The 21,140-nt window shown below is 59.2% G+C and carries 15 protein-coding genes; 2 read left to right on the top strand and 13 right to left on the bottom strand.

The window, feature by feature from the left end:
• Positions 1–56: 56 nt before the first annotated feature.
• From CFBP1590_RS21385 to yaaA, 13 genes are all read right to left on the bottom strand, one after another.
• Positions 57–1,508: a mannose-1-phosphate guanylyltransferase/mannose-6-phosphate isomerase gene (locus CFBP1590_RS21385; RefSeq protein WP_025994632.1), complete on the bottom strand. Its 1,452-nt coding sequence runs from the start codon at positions 1,506–1,508 to the stop codon at positions 57–59.
• A gap of 116 nt (positions 1,509–1,624) precedes the next feature.
• Complete coding sequence (locus CFBP1590_RS21380) at positions 1,625–2,293, bottom strand: alginate O-acetyltransferase AlgF (RefSeq protein ID WP_004886260.1); 669 nt, start codon at positions 2,291–2,293, stop codon at positions 1,625–1,627.
• A gap of 12 nt (positions 2,294–2,305) precedes the next feature.
• On the bottom strand, positions 2,306–3,481 hold the full coding sequence (locus CFBP1590_RS21375; protein WP_058432329.1) for an alginate O-acetyltransferase: 1,176 nt from the start codon (positions 3,479–3,481) through the stop codon (positions 2,306–2,308).
• A gap of 10 nt (positions 3,482–3,491) precedes the next feature.
• A complete protein-coding gene (locus CFBP1590_RS21370) occupies positions 3,492–5,048 on the bottom strand; it encodes an MBOAT family O-acyltransferase (protein WP_088235872.1) in 1,557 nt (518 codons plus the stop codon).
• Between the two features lie 130 nt (positions 5,049–5,178).
• Positions 5,179–6,312, bottom strand: a complete 1,134-nt coding sequence (locus CFBP1590_RS21365; RefSeq protein ID WP_004886251.1) for a mannuronate-specific alginate lyase — start codon at positions 6,310–6,312, stop codon at positions 5,179–5,181.
• Positions 6,313–6,320: 8 nt separating this feature from the next.
• Complete coding sequence (locus CFBP1590_RS21360) at positions 6,321–7,760, bottom strand: alginate O-acetyltransferase AlgX-related protein (protein WP_004886247.1); 1,440 nt, start codon at positions 7,758–7,760, stop codon at positions 6,321–6,323.
• A 14-nt stretch (positions 7,761–7,774) separates the two neighbouring features.
• Positions 7,775–9,385, bottom strand: coding sequence for a mannuronan 5-epimerase AlgG (gene algG / locus CFBP1590_RS21355; protein ID WP_025994637.1), 1,611 nt, complete (start codon positions 9,383–9,385; stop codon positions 7,775–7,777).
• Between the two features lie 26 nt (positions 9,386–9,411).
• Complete coding sequence (locus CFBP1590_RS21350; RefSeq protein ID WP_004886241.1) at positions 9,412–10,893, bottom strand: alginate export family protein; 1,482 nt, start codon at positions 10,891–10,893, stop codon at positions 9,412–9,414.
• Entirely contained in the window at positions 10,890–12,302 is a 1,413-nt protein-coding gene (gene algK, locus CFBP1590_RS21345; protein ID WP_029242288.1) for an alginate biosynthesis TPR repeat lipoprotein AlgK, read from the bottom strand. Before algK ends, CFBP1590_RS21350 begins: the two co-directional genes overlap by 4 nt.
• A gap of 2 nt (positions 12,303–12,304) precedes the next feature.
• Positions 12,305–13,477 carry an alginate biosynthesis protein Alg44 gene (locus CFBP1590_RS21340; protein ID WP_004886234.1) on the bottom strand — a complete coding sequence of 391 codons (1,173 nt, stop codon included), beginning with the start codon at positions 13,475–13,477 and terminating at the stop codon, positions 12,305–12,307.
• A 40-nt stretch (positions 13,478–13,517) separates the two neighbouring features.
• Positions 13,518–14,999, bottom strand: a complete 1,482-nt coding sequence (gene alg8, locus CFBP1590_RS21335) for a mannuronan synthase (RefSeq protein WP_025994639.1) — start codon at positions 14,997–14,999, stop codon at positions 13,518–13,520.
• Between the two features lie 98 nt (positions 15,000–15,097).
• The gene (locus CFBP1590_RS21330; RefSeq protein WP_004886229.1) at positions 15,098–16,414 is read right to left on the bottom strand and encodes a nucleotide sugar dehydrogenase; all 1,317 of its coding nucleotides are present in this window, start codon (positions 16,412–16,414) and stop codon (positions 15,098–15,100) included.
• 815 nt (positions 16,415–17,229) lie between these two features.
• Positions 17,230–18,009 carry a peroxide stress protein YaaA gene (gene yaaA, locus CFBP1590_RS21325; protein WP_029242290.1) on the bottom strand — a complete coding sequence of 260 codons (780 nt, stop codon included), beginning with the start codon at positions 18,007–18,009 and terminating at the stop codon, positions 17,230–17,232.
• Positions 18,010–18,221: 212 nt separating this feature from the next.
• Here yaaA and CFBP1590_RS21320 point away from each other — a divergent pair, with 212 nt between their 5' ends.
• Positions 18,222–19,400: a polysaccharide deacetylase family protein gene (locus tag CFBP1590_RS21320; RefSeq protein ID WP_088235871.1), complete on the top strand. Its 1,179-nt coding sequence runs from the start codon at positions 18,222–18,224 to the stop codon at positions 19,398–19,400.
• A gap of 295 nt (positions 19,401–19,695) precedes the next feature.
• Entirely contained in the window at positions 19,696–21,090 is a 1,395-nt protein-coding gene (locus CFBP1590_RS21315) for a PhoH family protein (protein ID WP_004886223.1), read from the top strand.
• Positions 21,091–21,140 lie beyond the last annotated feature (50 nt).

Below are 21,140 nucleotides of genomic sequence, written 5' to 3'. Positions count from 1 at the left end.
GATACGCAAGACAGTGACAGGGGCCGGTGTTCTACCGTTTTTTTGCTAACCGCTGATCAGCGCGCGATGGTCTGCGTCTTCACACCGGCTTCCAGCGCGCCCGAGCGGCCGTAGACGTCTTCGAAACGCTCGATGTCGTCTTCGCCCAGGTAGCTGCCCGATTGGACTTCGATGATTTCCAATGGAATCTTGCCCGGGTTTTTCAGGCGATGGACCGAAGCGATCGGGATGTAGGTGGACTGGTTCTCGGTCAGCAGGAACACGTTCTCGTCACAGGTTACCTGCGCAGTACCGGATACCACGATCCAGTGCTCGGCGCGGTGGTGGTGCATTTGCAGCGACAGGCACGCGCCCGGCTTGACCGAGATACGCTTGACCTGGAAGCGGCCGCCCATGTCCACGGAGTCATACGAACCCCATGGACGGTACACTTCGAGGTGGTTTTGGGTTTCGGTACGGCCCTGTTCGTTCAGGGTGTTGACCATCTGCTTGACGCCCTGGACCTTGTCCTTGTGGGCAATCATCATGGCGTCCTTGGTTTCGACGACCACGATGTTGTCCAGACCGATCACCGACACCAGCTTGCCATTGCCGTGGATCATGCAGTTGCGGCTGTCCTGGATCACGACGTCGCCCTTGGTGACGTTACCGTTGGCATCCTTGGCATTCACTTCCCACAGTGACGACCAGCAGCCGACATCGCTCCAGCCTGCCGACAGCGGCACGACGCAGGCGCGCTGGGTTTTTTCCATCACGGCGTAGTCGATCGAGTTGTCCGGGCAGCAGGCGAAAGTGGAGGCGTCGATTTCAACGGCGTCGCCATCGTGAACGCTGCGCTCCAGGGTCAGCAGGCAGGTGTCGTAGATGTCCGGATCGTGCTTTTTCAGCTCTTCCAGGAAGCGGCTGGCACGGAACAGGAACATGCCGCTGTTCCAGTAGTAACCACCGGCCTCGACGAACTCGTTGGCGCGTTTTTCGTCAGGCTTTTCGACGAACTGCGACACGCGGCTCACGCCTTCCGGCAGCAGTGCATCAGCGGTGGATTTGATGTAGCCGTAACCGGTTTCCGGCTTGTTCGCCGGTACGCCGAACAGCACCATTTCGCCACGCTCGGCGGCCACAGTCGCCAGTGCCAGCGCGCGTTGCAGGGCTTTCTGGTCTTCGATCACGTGGTCGGCCGGCAGCACCAGCATCAGGCCATCGTTACCTTCGTTGACCAGTTTCATGGCGGTCAGGGCCACGGCCGGCGCAGTGTTGCGGCCGAACGGTTCCATGAGAATCGCCTGGGTTTCCAGTTTCAGGGCCGCGAGTTGCTCGCTGACGATGAAACGGTGTTCCTTGTTGCAGACAATGATCGGCTCCTGCATGCCGTCGAATACAAGACGCTGCAGCGTTTGCTGGAACAGGGTCTGGTCGCCGGTCAGTGCCAGGAACTGTTTAGGGAATTGCTTGCGCGAAAGCGGCCAGAGTCGTGAACCGCTACCACCTGACAAGATCACTGGAATCATTTTATTTCTCCAATAGCATTCAATATGGGCTGTACGTGCTGTCTGTCGTTTCTGTCTTTTTCTTGTTCCGCACCGGCCGGTTCAGGGCATTGCCATGAACCGCCCAGCTTTATCCTTTAGCGGGTTGCAACCGGTGGCTTGACCCACACTGGCGAGAGACTGCTGCCACTGCCGGTGATGTACAGAACGGCGGCTTCGCCACGCTCCAGGGCCACAGGTTTCACATCGGTGACTTTCTTGTCGCCGTCGTACAGCGCCAGACTGACTTTGACCGGATTGATTTCACGCTCGCCGGTGCCCTTGGCTGCCACAGCCTTGACCACATCGGTCTTGCCGTCGGCGGTTTTCAGGGTCAGTGCCTTGTCGCTGAGGTTCTGCACGCGAACCAGGGATTTCTGCTTGTTCTTGAACGGTGGTTCTTCGATCAGTTGCGGTTTGCCGCTGGCGTTGTTGACCAGGGTGTAATAGTGATCGCCTGCCAGTTTCACCGGCACGCTCTGGCTGCCCAGCTTGGCGGTGTAGTCGCCCTGTGGCATGAAGCTGAACGCGGTGCTGCCCAGTGGCGCGACTTCGTTCATGTTGGTGTTACCGACGCTGGCGCTGATTTCAGCGTTGCTGGCGTTGTAGACACGCACGAAGGTCGAGCCTTTCGGAGCGGTCGGGCCGTACAGGGCGGAGTCACCTGCGAAGGCTTGCAGGGACATCAGGCCCAGGCCTGCGGCCAGTGCGCAGGTTTTGAAGAAACGGTTCTTGTTCGAACGGTTTGCAGTCGTGTGTTGGGTCATGAGTCAGTCCTCTCAGTTTTGCGCCCGGTTGGGCGACTCGGATGGGTTGGCGTTCAACGCCACGTTATCTTGGGTATTTCGCGATTTTTTCAGCTCGGCGATCCACTGCTGATCGAACTCGCCAAGGTCGTTGTGAGCCGGCAGGTAGCGCTCCGGGAATTCCCAGATGACCACTTGCGGCGGGGTGTTCTTGAAGGCGTCGGTCTGCAGGTACTTGAGCATCGGCAGAATCGGGCCATGGCCGTCTTCGGCGTAGTTGACGACGTCGCTGCGCAGGGCTTCTTTCAACGCACCGACGAAGTTCCAGTTCGGGTTGGCGCTGTAGCTGGTGCCGACCAGACCGACCGGAATGTCGCTGTCTGCGAACAGGGCATCATCGCCAGCGGGTTCGCCCTGAACCGGATCGGTGCTGCGTTGCTGCAGCTCGTCAGGCTTTGGCAGCATGTTGCTGAACAGCGGATCCAGCGGCAGGAACGTGGTCAGGTCACCCTTGTACGACTCGCTGCCCTTGGCCTGAGTGACGAACTGTTCGGGCTCGCCTTCCAGCGGCGTTTTCTGGGCGATGGCGACGCCCAGTTGCTGCGCAGCCACTTCGGCGCCCATCGGCGTCCAATGCGTATCGGTGCGCAGGAAAACCTGGCCCTTCTGCTTGGCCGCCTGCAAGGGTGCCAGCAGGTCGGGAGCGAAGATCCCGGCCTTGGCGACCTGCGCATGGAACTGCTGATACAGATCGGCGTGCAGGCTGGCTGGCTTGGTGTCGCCGATGTGTTCCGGGTACAGACGGGTCTTGGCCGGAACGATGGCCAGAACCAGTTTGGTGCCCTGTTTTTCCAGCGCGTCACGTACGCCCTGGATCAACGCCAGGTTGTCCGCTTCGTTCTGCTCGCCGTTGGCAACGGCATCGAACTCTTCATCGGTGTACAGCCACTGGTCCTTGCCGAGCACGACGCCGGGACGGCCTTCGTTGAACAGCTTGTAATCCAGCGCCGCCCAGAGGTTGGTGCCCAGGCGCTTGATCGGAAACTCATCGTCGTAATGGGTTTCCGCCGCCTTGGTCCACTTGCCGTTGAGTACGGTGGTCTCGGCCGAAGTCGAGAACGTGCTGAAGCTGCGCAGCGACCAGGCGCCCAGGATCAACAGCAGACCCAGGAAGATGGCGATGTAGAGGATTCGTAATGAACGGGTCATGTCAGGCTCCTCAGAACTGGAAGTAAAGGAACGGCGAGAAGCTCTGCGCCGAAAGTTTGAGAATCGAAGCAACGAACAGCAGCAGGATCAGTGCGCGCATGGCGTAGCGGGGCCAGTCGGCAACCCAGTAGGCCGGTTGCACCTGCGCTTCGCTGCCCACGGTGTAGCCAGGCAGATGCAGGCTGCCGGGCGCGTCGCCAGGAACGGCCTTGATGGTGCCCGGTTGCGCAGTCGCAGGGCCGTCGGCCTTGGCGCTCTTGCCATCGTCGGCCTGACGGTTCTGGTAGAAGTCACGCAGACCGAAGAACGCCAGGGTTGCGTAGGCCAGAACCAGCGTCGCCACTTGCAGGCCAGTGAGGCTTGCACGGTTGAGCTCGGACAGTTGCCATTCGCCGAAGCTGAACATGGCGCCGTACATGCGGCCCGCCACGTGCAGGTTTTCTGCGCGGAAGATCACCCAGCCAATCACCACCAGCAGGAAAGTCAGTGCCCAGCGGATCACGTTGAAGCTGTAAGGCTTGGTGTTGATGCCCAGCGCTTTCTCGATTGCCAGCCACATGCCGTGCCAGGCACCCCAGATGATGTAGGTGACGTTGGCGCCGTGCCAGAGACCGCCCAGCAGCATGGTCAGGAACAGGTTGCGGTAGGTCGCGAACTTGCCGCCACGGTTGCCGCCCAGGGTGATGTACAGGTAGTCACGCAGCCAGGTGGACAGGCTGATGTGCCAGCGACGCCAGAACTCGGTGATCGACTGGCTGATGTAGGGCTGCTTGAAGTTTTCCATGAAGCGGAAACCCATCATCAGACCCAGGCCGATAGCCATGTCGCTGTAACCGGAGAAGTCGAAATACAGCTGTGCGGTGTACGCCAGTGCGCCGAGCCAGGCATCGCCTGTGGTCGGGCTCTGCAGGGCGAAGCAGTGATCCGCCACGACCGCGAGGGTGTCGGCGATGAACACTTTCTTGATGAAGCCCTGCATGAAGCGCGTGGCGCCTTCGGAGAACTTGTCCAGTGTGTGCGTGCGGTTGTTGAACTGGTCGGCCAGGTCGCGGAAGCGCAACACGGGACCTGCGATCAGGTGCGGGAAGATCGCCACGAACGCCGCAAAATCGATCAGGTTGCGGGTTGCCGGGGTGTCGCCGCGATACACGTCGATGATGTAGCTGATGGACTCGAACACGTAGAACGAGATACCGATCGGCAACAGTACGTGCGTCAGGATGAACGGTTCCAGACCCATGGAGGTCATGGCCGCGTTGATGCTGTCCACGCCGAAGTTCGCGTATTTGAAATAGCCCAGAATGCCGAGGTCCACGACCACGCCGAGCAGCAGCCAGCGCTGTGCCGGTTTGGTCCGCACGCCTGCTGCGCCCACCTGAAGGCCGATCCAGTAGTTCCAGACCGTGACGCCGATGAACAGCGCCAGGAAGTCCACACGCCACCAGGCGTAGAAGATGTAGCTGGCGATCAGCAGCAGCAGATTGCGATAGCGTTGCCCGCTCAGGTAGTACAAGCCGAGGAAGATCGGCAAGAACAGGAACAGGAACACGTTGGATGAGAAAACCATCCTTATCTCTCCGTTTGTCCAACATTCAAGGGCCCAAAGCCCCCCCAAACCCCCCATCGAAAACAGGGGGGTGAATCACTGAGGGAGCCGATAAATCAGCTCCCGCCATTCAAAGCATTACGTCACCGAATCAGGAACCGTCCTTGTCGCCTTTTTCATGGGACGGGTCGTAGACCTTGGTCAGGTCGCCGCCCAGACGGAACGTCTTGAACGGCTGCTTTTCATGTTTCTCTTCAAGCGTTTCGGCGTTGCAGGTGTAGAGCGCGCAGAACGGTTCCAGCCAGGCGAATTTCGGGTCCTTCTTCAGGTCCGTCATGTCCTGTTTTTCGCCGTTGTGCTCGGCAAACATCGAAGGATCCTTCACCCCGGCCAGCACGCGATCAGCCAGTCGCTTCAAGGCGCCGTTGTTTTCCGGACGCAGATCCACACCATTGGCCTGGGCAAAGCTGGCGATCATGGCCAGTGGCGGCAGGGCATAGTTGTGGTACGAGAGGGCGCGTTGACGGCGCTTCATTTCGTTCGGCAGGAAACCGTCCTTGTCCACCTGATTGGCGGCAACCTTGAATTCCTTCACTGCCCAGTCGAACAGGTCCTGACGATTGGTCGCGACAGCCGTTGCCATCACCGACCAGGCGGCCCAGTACGAGTGGTTGTTGATTTTTTCCAGCGGCAGATTGCTCCAGTCGCTGACGACCTGATCAGCCAGTTTGCTGAACCAGGCTTCGATGATCTGCGCGTCCTGCTGACGGTTTGCCAGCGGTTTGGACTCGGAGAATTTCAACCGCAGGTACGCCGATGACATGCTGCCCAGCGCCCATTTGCGCATCGACTTGCCGGTGTGGTTGAACTCGCGGGATTCAAGCGCATCGGCCTTGGCCCATGTGGTCATCATGTTCAACGCGCAGTCGAGCTGCTCGGGACGACCGTCACGCATGTACTGCATCACGACTTTGCTGACGCCGCGTTCAAGGGTGGTGATGTCCTTGGTCGCATCGCGAAAGGCTTCTTCGGATTTCAGGTTCAGCGTGGCGCGAGCCTTGTCAGAGCCTTCGTACTTGCTGCGAAACACCAATTTGTCGGTGTACGGCTTGGGAATGGCATCACAGGTAAAGTTGTGATCACCGGTCTTCATTTTTTCGATCGGTGCGTCATAACCCTTGGGTGGGACCAGTGTCGCGGCTGCGGATGCACCCATGGCCCAGGCCATCGATGACAGGATTGCCATCGACAGCAGGGTAGGGCGTATCAGTTTCGGAGTCTGCATAAGTCACCTCATAGTCCGGCTTGAGCGGTGTGTTTCGCAGCGCTCGGGAACACGTTGCGTTTGCATACTTTCGCTTCGACTTTCTGTGGTTCTGCTCCTGCTTCCGGTCCCTGGATTTCGAGGGCCAGCAACTGCTGATCAGCCCAGTCCTCGTCTTCGCGCAATTCAAAGGCGAAGCGTCCATCGGTGTCAGATGTTTCCGGTTTTTCGATTTTCAGGTCTTCGTGACGACCGTTCATGTACCAGAGCCTGGCCTGAAGGACTTTCACGGAGGTGTCGTCGAAGCGGATATCGATCTGGTTGCTGCCGTTACGAATGTCCTTGATGCCGTTCTTGCCGTTGACCAGCACTTCGTTGTTGCCCGGCTTCAGGGTGGTGCTGGCGCTCATGACCGCCGGCTTGCCTTCGCAACCGTTGTCCAGCAGTGCCATCATCTGGCGATAGATGGTTTCCTGATCGAGGCGATACAGCGGCGAGAATTCCCAGATGAGAATTTTCGGCGGACGCTTCTGGAAGTCTTCGCTGCCCAGGTACTGCAACATCGAACCTTCCAGACCACCGCCGGGGAACGCCACGTTCAGCACGTCCGCGCTGAGGTATTCCTGCAGGAAGCCGCCGAAGTTGTAGTTCTTGCCACTGTGGCTGGTGCCGACCAGGGTGATTTCCGGGTTGCCGGAATCGCCGAACAGATCGCCGTCACCGGCTTCGCCTTTCGGCTCGGTGCTGAACTGGTCCATGTACTGGATCGCGTAGCTGGTGCCGCACAACTGGCCTGCCATGTTGTGCAGGGTGCCGGTCTTGCCCATGCGTCCAGAGATGTGGCTTTCGAACTCACGCTTGGGAATGTCCGCGTAGCCCGGGACTTTCTTGACGGTCTCGGCCACGATCTTCGCCGTGCGTTGTGCGCCATAAGGCGTCCAGTGCTGGTCGCCGCGGAAGTAGAAGTCGTGCGCCTGCTGCTCGTTGGTGAGCGGTGACAGGTCAGGCACCCAATAGCCCATCTTGCTGAAGCGACCGAGCATGGCCTGATAGTTTTTCAGCGCCTTGTCGTAGTCGTACTTGTCGCGTTCGGCCGGGAACAGTTTGTTGCGATCCACCAGGCCGCGCGTCGGCTGATAGACCACCACCAGCTCGACCCCCTTGCTCTTGAACGCGTCATGCAGTTCTTTCATGCGGCGGTAGCCGGCAGGCGTGGTGTCGAATTCGGTACGCAGGTCTTCCTGGGTACGGAACAGCCAGTCGCCTTCGGCCTGTACCAGCGTGGTGAAGTTCTGCTGATAGCGAGTGGTGTAGTTCTTCGCGTCGTGCGCAGCCGGGCACAGGCTGCAGCAGGGCTCGGCGGTAAAGGTCGGCGCCTGCGAGTCGTCGGCCCGAGCGACACCGGCTGCGGCCATCAGCGCAGCAGTGAGGCTGGACAGGCTCAACAGCTTGATCAAATGTGCGTGCATAACAATACCCTTCCTCATTCCCGCAGCTCGGTCTGGCTTTCGACGGGGTCGATCAATACGGCTTTTTTCTGGCGTACCAGCAGGTCGAGGATCTCGTTCTGGCGCTCGCCCAGGATGCCGTTGAGGCTGATGCCGACTTCCTTGGTCGGGGCCAGCATCGAGACGCGATACAGCTCGACACTCAGGGGCGAGTCGATGGACAGCGGGCCGGAGCCGTTGCTGGCCAGTTCGCCGCCGACCATGATCAGCGACACCTGAGCGTCGAACGGATCGAGCTCGATGTCGCGGTCGGTATCGCTCAGGTCCTTGATGTGACCGTAAACGCCCATCAGCCCGTTACCGGTGGCGATGTTTTCGTACAGCTTGATGTTCACGCTGTTACGCACACGGATACCGTGGCGGCGGTTGGCAATCACACGGTTGCCCCACAGCAGGTTGTTGCCGCTTTCGTACAGGGTGATACCGTCGGTGTGGTTCTGATAGATCTCGTTGTAGGCGACGATGTTGCCGACGCTGTTACGGTCCAGAACCACGCCGGACAACTTGTTGTCATGGCTCTTGTTGCGGAAGATGAAGCTGTTGTCGACTTCCCGGGAAATGATGATCCCGTGCTTCTTCTTGGTCCCGTAGACGTCGTTCTCGGCGATGATCAGACCGTGGGAACGGTCGTGCGGGTCAATGCCGTAGACGATGTTGTCGCGGTAGGTGTTGCCCTTGACCACGAAATCACGCGTCTCGTAGCAGTAGAAGCCGTACCACATGTCCGAGAATTCCGAATCAATGATCCAGCCGGTCGGTTCGGCACGCTTGAGGATCTTCGCGGTGTTCGGCGTGTACTGGGAAATACTGATGCCGTAGGACTTGCTCTGGTCATAGCCCATGCTCGCCATTTTGGTGTTGGCGATCCAGGTTTCCGAGCCACCCCAGGTCAGCACGAACGGGCGAAACTCGTCAGGCTTGCGATAGGTCGCCAGGCTGTTGCGGGTCTCACTCCAGGCGTTGACCTGAGTGTGGGTGATCAGCATCTTACCTTCGCTGACGATGAACGAGCCTTTCTCCTGAGACAGACGCAATTCCCTGGTCTTGCTGTCGATCTCGAAGATGCCGGTTTCCTTGACCAGGATCGGCAGACGCGCCACGTAGACGCCCGGCGACACTTCATTCAGAAACTGCTTGGGCACCTTCTTGACCAGGTCCTGAAGGTTCACGTAGCCGTCGGAAATCATGATCGCTTGCGGGATACCCTTCTGACGGGCCACCCATTCAGCCATCTTGTTGTCGCCGCCGATGAATTCCTTCAGGCCGGTTTCTTCCATCATCCGGGCAACAGTGATCTTGCCCGGCTTGTTGCGAACGATCTTTTTCAGTGCCGCCTCGGCGGTGTAGCCGCTGAGGTCGGGCAGGACCGGCTTGGCCATTTCCAGCGGCGCGGTCGGCGGGCTGGTGATGGTATAGGTCTTGGCCTGTTGCAGCTCCTTGACCACCGCCTTCGGCGCCTCGGGGGTGACAGGCGCGTTGGCCAGTGCGGCACCACTGGCCATCAGCAGCGCGCTGCTCAGCACGGCGCTTTCCAGCAGGGCGTGTGGCCAGGTGCGGCTACGCCCGTTGCTTGCTTGACTGTTCATCTGTGGCACTCCTTTGGCGGTTCGCATCAGAAGCGCCAGATGACGTCGACAATGGCGCGGTGCATGTATTCATCCACGCCGTTGTGGTACGCGTCGCCGGGCTTGAAGACGCCGGCACGCAAGCGCACCAGAGCCGACGGTTCGTCGAAGGACTGGCTCAGCGAGGCTGGCAACAGACCCTGTTTGAAGTACTTGGTCACGACCAGATCCATTTCCTGACCCAGATCCTTGCGACCGTCTTCCAGCGGCAGCGAGCTGAAGGTATTGCTGTCGCCGTTCTCGCGAACAGCGTTGATACCCGAGCCACCGATGCCGGTGTTGCCGTCTACACGGCGGAACTTGTGGTAGATCAGCGAGGCGTCGTATTCCTCGTTCATCTGCCAGGAAGCGAACAGCGAGCCGGTTTCCACGTTGGCCATTTCGCCCTGGAAGGCTTCACCGAAGCGATGGATACGCGAGCGGGTGCCGGTCCAGTTCGAACGGTTGCTTTCCAGGCCGTTCTGAACGTAATCCTTGCTGGCGCGCGAGTAGGCCGCACCGACTTGCCACTGAGGGTCCAGACGCAGACGCAGGCCCAGGTCTGTGGCCCAGCCGTTCATGTCGCGGCTGTTCTTCTCGCCTGCAAAGTACTGGTCATTCACGCCGTTGACGCGGATCTCGTCACGGTCGCCGTTGAGCCAGGTCAGGCTGCCCCAGTAGTTGAGCTGATTAGTGTTGCGGTAGTTGTAGGCATCGCTGTCAGCCTGCAGACCCAGCCAGGTCAGATCGCCGTTGGAGGTCTTGTCCAGGTCGTCCAGTTCCTGACCCTGATCCTTGAGCTTGCCGTCGTCGTGGCTGTAGTGCGCACGTACGCCTGCCCAGTGACCCGGAGTCCACTGGTAGCTGGCCGAACCGAACAGGTGCTGGCGATCTTCATCGTCGGGGGCCAGTTCGGTCAGGTCGGTGCGGTATTCGCTGAAACGTTGTGCAGCGCCCACTTCGGCACGCAGCAGTGTGGTGTCGAAAGTCCAGTTGATGGCTTCGATATTGGTGTCGTGCCACTGGCCGTCGTCATTGCGCAGACGCTGACGACCGACTTTCAGGATCTCGCCGGGGTAGGGCGTGAAACCGCTGTAGCCGATCCAGAATTCGCGCAGTGCCAGGTAGGATTTGTCGACTTCGCGCTCGCTGGCCGTGCCACGGGACACTTGAGTCTGGCCGTCGCCTGCGCCGGTGGATTGCTCCAGCGGGTCGGTCTGAATAGTGTCGGTGGCGGTGACCACCTGGCCCATGGCGTAACCGCTCCAGTTGCCGCGCTCGCCGTAGACCCATGGACGCAGGTCCAGGCCCAGACCGCTGACGTCGCCGCCCGAACGGGTGCCCAGATCACGGTCGTCTTCAAGTTGGCCGGTGGCTTTCACTTCCAGACCGAAGTTCTGTTGTTCGGTCAGGGCAGCCAGTGTCGGGCACGCCCACAGCAGGCTGAAGCCAAGGCCCACGCCGGCGGCCATTAGGGGATTCAACTTCATAGTGCTTCCTCACCGTCTTTTTCTTCTTGCAGGGCCTGCATCGCCATCACGCTCTGGTTGGCGGCTGCGCCCCGGACTTTTTGCTCACGTGCCAACAGATCCTTGGCGCCGGCGAGCTTTTCAGGCGGCAGTGTGGTGCTCAGTTGCTGGGCCAGCTCAGTGGCCTGCGGTGTTTCGCTGGTCAGTGCCAGTTGGGCGAATACCCAGGCATTGACCGGGTCAGGTTTGGTGCCCTTGCCTTGGGAGAACAGTTGCGCGAGGGCGAAGTCGGCGCTGTTCTGGCCACCACGGGCGGCGGTCAACAGCTCGTCCACGGCTTTCTGCGGATAGACCTGACCGAGGTAGCCGCGGCGGTAGATCTGACCCAGGTAGTAATGGGCGGAGATTTCCGTCGCTGCGGCTTTCTTCAAGTGCGCTTCGGCCTTGAAGGCGTCGGGCGTGACCCATTTGCCTTCGTAGTACAGGCGACCCAGCAGCAGCTCGGCGCGTGGCTGGTCGGCTGCGCGGCCGTTTTCCAGGTACTCCATCATCTTGTTGACGTCGCCCAGTTCGGGGAAGTCGTAAAGCAGCTTGGCCAGGGTGACCCACGAAGCGGGATAGCCCGGCGCGATGCCTTCCAGCAATTGCTGGGCAGTCTTTTCGTCTGGCGTGCCGATGGTCGAGTCGCCCAGTACGCGTGCCACGCTGTCCACGCGCTGAGCGCTGATGCGGCCAGCGGCGTGTTCGCTTTTCAGGCGTTCGATCAAGGCAGCCTGCGGCTCGGCCTGACCACGCGTCTGGTAGACGGTGGCCAGTTCGACGTAGCAGATGTCAGTGGTGTTCAGCGCCTGCTTGCAGATGCTTTCCACTTCATCCAGATGCTCGGCGTAGGTGCCCTGGGTGCGATACAGCAGCACCTGGGCCAGACCTGCTTCCGGATAACCGGCAGCGCGCCACTGGCTGATCTTCTGCTGCGCATTCACGTCCGGGAAGGTGTGCGGGTATTGCAGATAGAGCATGGCCAGCGGGACCAGCGTGCCGGACTCACCATTGGCGAAGGCTTTCTTCAGCAGCGTTTCGGCTTCGTGGCGTTCGGCGTCGGTGGCGTCCGGCTTGGCGGCCAGCAGACGGCCCAGGCGCGATTGCGCCCGTGGCGAAGTCTCGGCGGCCGCACGGTAAGTGGCTTCCGCCTGCTTGAGCAGGGCAGGGTCGCGGGTGTTGACCTGGATATCAGCCAGGCCAACCTGTGCATCGCTGTAGCCCAGGTCCGCCAGCTGCCGATAGTTCTGCTCCGCCAATGCAGTGTCGCCGTTTTTCAAGGCTTCATTGGCAAGACGTTGGTCAGGCAGGCCGGCACAGCCGCTCAGGCCGAGCGCGACGGCGAGGCTCAATAGCGTGGGGGTCGACAGGCGTCGTAATGGGCTGCTCATGATTACAGACCCGCGGCCACGGCTTTGTCGATCAGCCAGTTCACGGATGGACCGCGATCACTGACCACTTCGACAGGACGGCCGGCGAGCGAGCTGCTCAGGCTTTCGTCAGGCTTGATCTGCACACGGATGTCGGTGGACAGGTCGGTGTCGCTCAGGTTGGTGCTGCTGACGATCTCGCCAGTGCGCAGTTTGTTTTCGCCTGCAACCTGGAAGCTGACACGGGTGCCCGGCTTGACGTCGTTGAACTGGCGATAGGTGAAGCGTGCTTCAACAGTGGCCGGCGCATTGCGTGGCACCAGTTGGAAGATCACCTGACCCTTGCTGGCGTACTGACCGTCGGCGACCAGTTGGCGAGCCACGACGCAGTCACATGGGCTGGTCAGGGTGCCGCTCATCTGCTTGCCATACAGCTCTTCGATTTTCGCAGGCTGCAGGTCTTCACCGGTCAGGCTGCCTTTGAGCATTTCCAGCATGCTGGTGTTGAAGCTGGCCAGTGGTGCGCCTTTGGTGGTTTCGCCGTTCGGCTGAACCAGGCTCTGCACGGTGCCTTCGCGCGGCATGGTGATGTCCATGCTCGGGATCGAGACCAGACCGGCCGAGGCGTGGCTGACGAAGTACAGGCCGTAGATGGTCTTGAAGATGAAACCGAACGCTGCCAGACCGACGATGAAGATGCCGAGGCTGAAGGTGACTGCACGCAGGCGACCCATGGCGCTCATGCCGCCGTCGTTGCCCTTGACCTTGCGCGCCTTGGTGAAGTTGTCGCGCTGCAGGGTTGCCAGCACTTCGCCCAGGCTGACGATGTCGCCGGACAGGTGCGAGGTGATCAGGTGGCGCAGTGTGGCGATGTCCTGGGCTTCCAGATTCTGGAACTGGCAACCGACACGGCCGCTGGCGTTGTCCACCGAACGGACCTGCATTTCCACGTCCATGGCCAGACCGAGGTTGTCGATCAAAAACTGCAGGCGGCCCTTGATGACCTCACCTGCGGTGTAGCGCTGACCCTGCGGGGCGATGAAGCTCAGGCCGCCGGCCGACAGGTCTTCGATGCGCACCAGCGGGGCGTTCGGCTGATCATTCAGCAGGCGCAGCTTGGCAGGGATCTTGACCCGGGCGTGTTGGCGCTGGGCTTCGGATTCATGTACGACGTTCGCATTCACGGCTGTATTCATGGCTAATTTTCCTACTTAAGCGATTAATCCGTTGGCCCGGTCAAACCATCGTCAACAGCACGGCGACGAAGATGGTGCCAGCCGAGAAAGTCATGGTTCGGGACGACCACGTGTTGAACCAACCCTGAAAGCTGGCCATGTCGCGGCTGAGTTTGGTGTCCTGGCGCGTCCAGGACTGGCGGTCCAGGCGGAAGAAGACGTAGATCTTCATCAGGGCGCCGACGATCTGGTTGTAATAGAGAATCAGGGGGTACGCAGGGCCGATCCTGTGTCCCGAGAAGGACAACAGCAGCGTGAGGATCAGGCGGGTCATGCCGATCCACAGCAGGTACATCAGCAGAAAGGCTCCGCCGTACTTGAAGCTGGCGATGATGGCGACCGTCAGACCGAGGATGGAGGTCCACATCGATACACGCTGGTCGAACAGCACCACACTGGTGAACAGGCCAAGGCGACGAACACCCAGGCCCAGCGCACGCGAGTTCTGACGCAGGTTGTTGCCGTACCAGCGGTACATCAGCTTGCGGCTGGCCTTGAGGAAACTCTTCTCGGGCGGGTGCTCGACCGTGTTGATCGCGGCATCCGGCACGTAGAAAGTGTCGTATCCAAGGCGCATCAGGCTGAACCAGCTGGATTTGTCGTCGCCGGTCAGGAACCGGAACGTGCCCAGACGCCAGTGGTTGAGCGAGTCGCTTTCCACGTCGGCGATGAACTCGGGGTCGGTGACCACGGTGGCGCGGAAGACCGACATACGACCGGTCATGGTCAGAACGCGCTTGGACAGGGCCATCGAGCACATGTTGATGTGACGCTGAGCGAAACGCAGCTTGTGCCACTCGCTCATGATGTAACCGCCGCGCACTTCACAGAACTCGTTGGTGGTCAGGCCGCCGACGTTGTCGAACAGCTGAAACCACGGCACGGTCTTGGCCACGACGCCTTCATTCAGAACGGTGTCACCATCGATCACCGCAACCACCGCGCGCTCATCCGGAAGGTGGCGGGAAATGGCACGGAAACCGTAGGCCAGACCGTCACGCTTGCCGGTGCCAGGGATGCGCACGAAGTCCAGCTTCACGCGGTCCGGCGGGTTGAGACGGGCCCACATCGCCTTGACCAGCAGCTCATCGGACATTTCCACCAGCGAGCAGACGATGGTGGTCGGCAGACCGCAATTGATCGCTTCACGAATGACCGAGCTGTACACCTGAGCGGTGGTCAGCGCGTCGATACGAAAGCTGGTGACCATCAGGAACACATGGGACGGATCTGCAGCCTTACCCAACTTTTGAACCTTGCGGCGCAAGTGCGGATAAACGATGTACAGAAAGATCATCCCGCGCACAAAGTGCGTAATACCCATCGAATAACGCCAGATACCCACGGCGCCAATCAGAAAGATAAAGTTCTTCGACTGTGAGTCGAAGATACTGGTGGGCAATGCCGTGGCAATACCCATTAATAAACTGAGATAAAACAGCCAACCGGCGGCCTGTAAAAGGCCGTGTTTTAGCCTCTGCATAATCTGTATCCCTAAGTCAGTTGCAAGCCTCAAGCCCCAGGCCCAAGCAGTGCTTGAACGAGTGGCCTGGAGCTTGGCGCTTGTGGCTTGCGGCTGATTTACCAGCAGATACCTTCGGCACGGCCATCTTCACTGGTGGCCTTGGACATGAAGCCCACCAGGTCGATGACGCGCTTGCCTTCAGGGGTCTTGTCGGCGAGTACGCGGAAGCGCTCGTCGCGGTTGCCCAGGATGATGATGTCAGAGTCGTTGACGACCTGATCGAAGTCGGAATTCAGCAGCGAGGAAACGTGCGGGATTTTCGATTCGATGTAGTCTTTGTTGGCGCCGTGAACACGTGCGTATTCAACGTTGCTGTCGAAGATGCTCAGGTCGAAGCCCTTGCCGATCAGCATTTCGGCCAGCTCTACCAGCGGGCTTTCGCGCAGGTCGTCGGTGCCGGCCTTGAAGCTCAGACCCAGCAGTGCAACCTTGCGGCTGTCGTAGCTGGCGACCATGTCGAAGGCGTTCTGCACCTGGGAAACGTTGCTGCGCATCAGGGAGTTGAGCAGAGGCGCTTCAACGTCCAGCGTGCTGGCGCGGTAGGTCAGGGCGCGCACGTCCTTCGGCAGGCAGGAACCACCGAATGCGAAGCCTGGGCGCATGTAGTACTGGGACAGGTTCAGTGCCTTGTCCTGGCAGACAACGTCCATCACTTCACGGCCATCGACGCCGACGGCCTTGGCAATGTTGCCGATTTCGTTGGCGAAGGTGACTTTGGTGGCGTGCCACACGTTGCAGGTGTACTTGATCATTTCGGCAACGGCGATGTCCTTGCGGATGATCGGTGCGTCCAGTTCTTCGTACAGCGATTGCAGAACGTCGCCCGAAGCCTTGTCGAACTCGCCGATGACGGTCATCGGTGGCAGGTCGTAGTCCTTGATCGCGGTGCTTTCACGCAGGAACTCAGGGTTTACGGCAACGCCGAAGTCAACGCCCGCTTTCTTGCCGGAGCAGTCTTCCAGAATCGGGATGACGACATTGGCAACGGTGCCCGGCAGTACGGTGCTGCGGACCACGATGGTGTGACGGGAAGTCTTGTCACGCAGTACGTAACCGATTTCGCGGCACACGGATTCGATGAAGTCGAGTTCCAGGTCGCCGTTTTTCTTGCTCGGTGTACCGACGCAGATCATCGACAGATCGGTGGCGCGAATAGCCTCGGAGAAGTCCGTGGTGCCACGCAGTTTGCCCGTACGAATACCTTGCGCCAGCAGGTCTTCAAGACCCGGTTCAACGATGGGCGATTTGCCGTTATTGATCAGGTCGATCTTGGTGCTGGAAATATCCACACCGACAACTTCATGACCCCGTGCAGAAAGGCAACCGGCACAGACTGCACCGACATAACCCAAACCAAAGATGCTGATACGCATCGTACTCTCCTCGATTTTCACGCCATAAGTTGGCTGGATATTAATTTTTGGCCAGCAGATGTCACACGCGAGTCGTGACAGCGTGTAAGGCCATCTAACTAACGCAGGCATATTTAAGAGTGAGTGCCCAAACAAGCGAGGCGAACCCAAATGACACTAAGTACAAGCGGCAGGTGACCTGTCCTTCCGGGCGGGGCCCTGCTCTCTTGGATGCAGTAAACCACTCCATGTATAGCGATCGACGGCGGATCAGGAGCTGAAAGCCTTTGGCCAGAGCCTTGGCTGTTTCGTCGAGTCCTGCGCGCCACACCGGTCCGGTGCTTCGCCTGTCTACCTACTTCAACTAGTGATATGAGTTTTAATTTCGGTACCTGCAGCCTCTTCCCGTGGAAAAGGACTGCCTGCGGGTAACTTCCCTTTGTCCTCGCTTCGCTGTAGGTGATCTCCTACAGAGTGGCCGAGAATTGTTACGGGATGTAGGAGCGTAAGGTTTCCCATTTAGTTCCGGGCCACTCGTCCTGTTTGGGAGATTTTGATGTATCAATCTTGTGACATGGGTAGTTGCATACTGATGGCGCACAAGGGTGAAGTCCCTTATAAACAGGGGTTAGATGTCACCTGATATAAAAGTGCCATTACTGTTTAAGACTAAAGCGCCATCACGTAAAAAAATTGTTTATTTTTTGAGAAAATTTTCTTGTCGGACAAGCGAGACACTAGTTGACGTTTAAGTGGCGTCATAAAGCCGTCGCCTGGCAGGAGAGATAGGCGTATCAAGTTGTACAGCGGCGTAGCGCTGCACAACTTTGACGCCATTAGTCCTCTGGGCTGTCGCGCAGAAAGACCAACTTGGAGGGGGTGGATAGTTCTGCGTTATAACGATATCCCTGAACATCGAACGCTCTAAGCGCTTCAGGGCTGTCGATGCGTTCCTCGATCACAAACCGGCTCATCATGCCGCGCGCCTTCTTGGCATAGAAGCTGATGATCTTGTACTGCCCGTTTTTCAGGTCCTTGAACTCGGTGTCGATGATCCTGGCATTGAGCCCCGAACGCTTGACCGCCGAAAAGTACTCGGTCGAGGCCAGATTGAGCAGCAGGTCGTCGCCCTGATCGGCGAGTGCTTCATTCAACCATTCGCTGATGCGCGTACCCCAGAAGGCATAAAGATCCTTGCCACGGGCGTTGGCCAGTCGTGTACCCATTTCCAGGCGATAGGGCTGCATCAGGTCCAGGGGGCGCAGCAGGCCATAAAGGCCGGAGAGCATGCGCAGGTGTTTCTGCGCATAGTCGAGCTGATCTTCACTGAGTGTTTCTGCCTGCAGTCCCGTATACACATCACCCTTGAACGCGAGCAGCGCCTGCTTGGCGTTCTCGGGCGTGAAGTCAGGCGTCCAGCTGCCGAAGCGTGCCGCGTTGAGCCCGGCCAGCTTGTCGGACAGGTGCATCAATTCCGCAATCTGCGCGGGCGCAAGTTCGCGAAGCTGGCTGATCAATTCCTGAGAATGGTCCAAGTACTGCGGCTGGGTAAAACGCTCGGTGGTAGGCGGTGTTTCGAAATCGAGTGTTTTCGCTGGGGAAATCACCATCAGCATGAAGTCGTCTCCTTTGATCGTCGGGGGATTCTAGGGGCTGATGGCGCGCGACTCCAGCTATGGTGGCGATAGAGACAGGTTTGACATTCGTGTGTGGGGCAATGGCGTTTCACGCGTCGGCTTTGTATGTGCGTCGACATAAGGGGCAGACGTATATCAGCTATAGTGGCGCGCTGGTCATGACGCGACAGTCGACAGAGAGGACATTGGGTTTGCGTATCGTTTTAGCAGTTTGCGCGTGTCTGTTGTGGGGTCAGGCCCAGGCAGCCGCTCCGGTCATCGCCACCATGGATCGCAGTGTCTGGCCCGAGCGTCTGGAAACGCCGGCGTTGTTCGATGTCGCGTCACGCGCAGAGATCCTGGCGTTCGCCCATCAACTGTACCTGAGTGAAAAGCTGGACGAGGAGGGGCTCAGGCAGCGCCTCGGCCTGCGCTACGTCAACGTCTCGTCGTTGAACGTGGTTCGCCATCGTCTGTGGTCGCGCCTGCTGGAAAACTATCAGGCCGCCCAGAAAAGCTGTGTGGATGATGCCAACTTCTGTGTGCTGGTCGAAGACATGGATCAGCTGCGTCAGCGCGCCGAGGAATATCAGGTCGCCGATGACTCCTTTTATGCTGCCTGGGCGAGACCCAGTGCTGTCTTCCATCAGCGCTACCTCAATGAACTGCTGTTCCTGGCTGCGCTGTTTCCGCAGACCAGCAGCGAGATCGAGCGTTACAACTCCGATGAGATGAGCGGCGACGAGATGCCCGACCGCACGTTCAGACTCGACTTCGACAGTGGGCCGAGCGCCGTCGACGGTGCCACGGATTGGTTGGCCGACTTCATGCGCCAGCAGAAAATGACCGCGACCTTCCATGTATTGGGCAAGAGCCTGCAGGACCGTCTCGACAGCACGTCCGCTGCCAGTCTGCAGGCGTTGTACCGCCAGCAGTGCGTGGGGATTCAGGGCTGGGAATACCGCTCGCACAGCCAGTGGCTCGATTGGCAGGATTCGATTCAACGCAGCTCGGCGCTGGTGCAGCAGATACTTCCAGACAATTTCGTGCCGCTGTTCCGGCCGCCTTATGGCCATCGCCGTGCCGACAGCGGCGACTATTTCCGCTCGCAGCATCTGCGGGTATCGCTTTGGAATATCGACGCTCAGGATGCAACCGGTCGGCTGACTGCCGATCAGGTGGGTGATCGCGTGTTGACGCTCATGCTGCTCTGGCGACGGGGCACGGTGGTGTTCCATGACTCGGCCAACCGGGCGCAGTCGGCATTGCCGCTGTTGATGGCCAATACCGCGCAAAGCGAACTGATCTGGGATGACTGCCGGAATCTGTATGAAACACCCGTGGAACAAGGGCTGGAGGAGGGTGGCGAAGAGGCAGCTGAAGGGGAATGACGGGCAAATCGACTGTAGCTGACTTCCGACTGTAAACGCGCTGAGAACGTCCGCCAAGCGCTATTCGTCATCCTGTGAAATAAACTTCAAAAAACTGTCAAAGAGCTTTTTTCTGTCATCCCTTTTGCTGTATTACGAATACAGACCGCCGAAACCTGCAACACAGGTGGCGTCTCCCAAGACCCACCTTGAGCAACACTTCTACCCTGCCTGAAGGGAAGAAAACCGGCGGCCTTTTCGTGGCGCAGTGCTGTTGTGGTTCTGCGTCGCCTGGCTACTACAAAGGTGAGCGAGTATGGATGATCACGGACGCACCCCCTCCACTAACCAGCCAATCCTTTACGTGCTCGATACCAATGTATTGATCCATGATCCAAACGCACTGCTGAATTTCGAAGAGCACCACGTCGCCATCCCCATGACCGTTCTGGAGGAACTGGACAAACTCAAGGCAGGTAAACACTCGGTAGCCGCCGAATGCCGACAGGCGATCCGCCTGATCGACAAGACGCTGGGCGAAGCGTCACCCGAAGAAGTCGAGAAGGGTGTGCCGATCGATCGCGGTACTGGCGTCTTCAAAGGCTTTCTGTCGATCCTGATGAGCAAGCGCGAGGAGCCCAACAGCCTGCTTCCCGAGCATCTGAACGACAACATCATCATCAACCAATTGATCGACCTGCACGCGCGCAACAAGGACTTGAGCGTGGTGCTGGTGACCAAAGACATCAACATGCGCCTCAAGGCCCGCGCGTGCGGTATCGAAGCCGAGGATTACAGTACCGACCAGTTGGTGGACGACGTCTCGCTGTTGTCCCGTGGCTACCATGATATGACCGGTTCGTTCTGGGACAGGGTCAACAAGGTCGATACTCGTCAGGAGCGGGGGCGCACCTGGCACCGTGTGCAATTGAACGAAACGCTGCCTGCGGTCCATATCAATGAGTTCATTGTCGACGAACAGGGCTTCGTCGGCTGGATCAAGGGCGTCAAGAATGACGAGCTGCTGATTCTGGATATGCATCAGGAGCCGCTGATGCATCAGGAGGCCTGGGGCCTGAAGCCGCGGGACATCTATCAGGGGCTTGCATTGTTTGCCCTGCTGGATCCGGACATCCACTTGGTCAACCTCTCCGGTGCTGCCGGTTCGGGTAAAACCATTCTGGCCCTGGCCGCTGCCATCGAGCAAACCATGGTCACCAAGCGCTATCGCCGCATCATCGCGACCCGCAGCGTGCAGGGTCTTGATCAGGAAATCGGCTTCCTGCCGGGTACCGAAGCGGAAAAAATGGAGCCGTGGCTCGGCGCGATCACCGACAACCTCGAAGCCTTGCATATGGATGACGAAAGCACCCATGGCAGCGTCGACTACATCCTCAGCAAGGTGCCGTTGCAGTTCAAATCCCTCAACTACATCCGAGGTCGCAGCTTCCAACAGAGTCTGATCCTGATCGACGAGTGCCAGAACCTGACGCCGCACCAGATGAAAACCATCATCACCCGTGCCGGTGCCGGTTCCAAAGTGGTCTGCCTGGGCAACCTGGCGCAGATCGACACCCCTTATCTGTCAGCTACCAGCTCCGGGCTGACCTACCTGACGGAGCGCTTCAAGGACTTCCCCAACGGCGTGCACATCACCCTGCAGGGTGTGCCTCGCTCGATATTGGCCGAGTACGCAGAGAGTCATTTGTAACGGTGTTGTTCGTGCCCACGCGCAGGCGTGGGCACGCCTCTCAGGACGCT

This window comes from Pseudomonas viridiflava, assembly GCF_900184295.1.
GTDB lineage: Bacteria > Pseudomonadota > Gammaproteobacteria > Pseudomonadales > Pseudomonadaceae > Aquipseudomonas > Aquipseudomonas viridiflava.
Note: the sequence above shows the minus strand (reverse complement) of the source record. Positions and strands in the feature narration are given on the sequence as shown.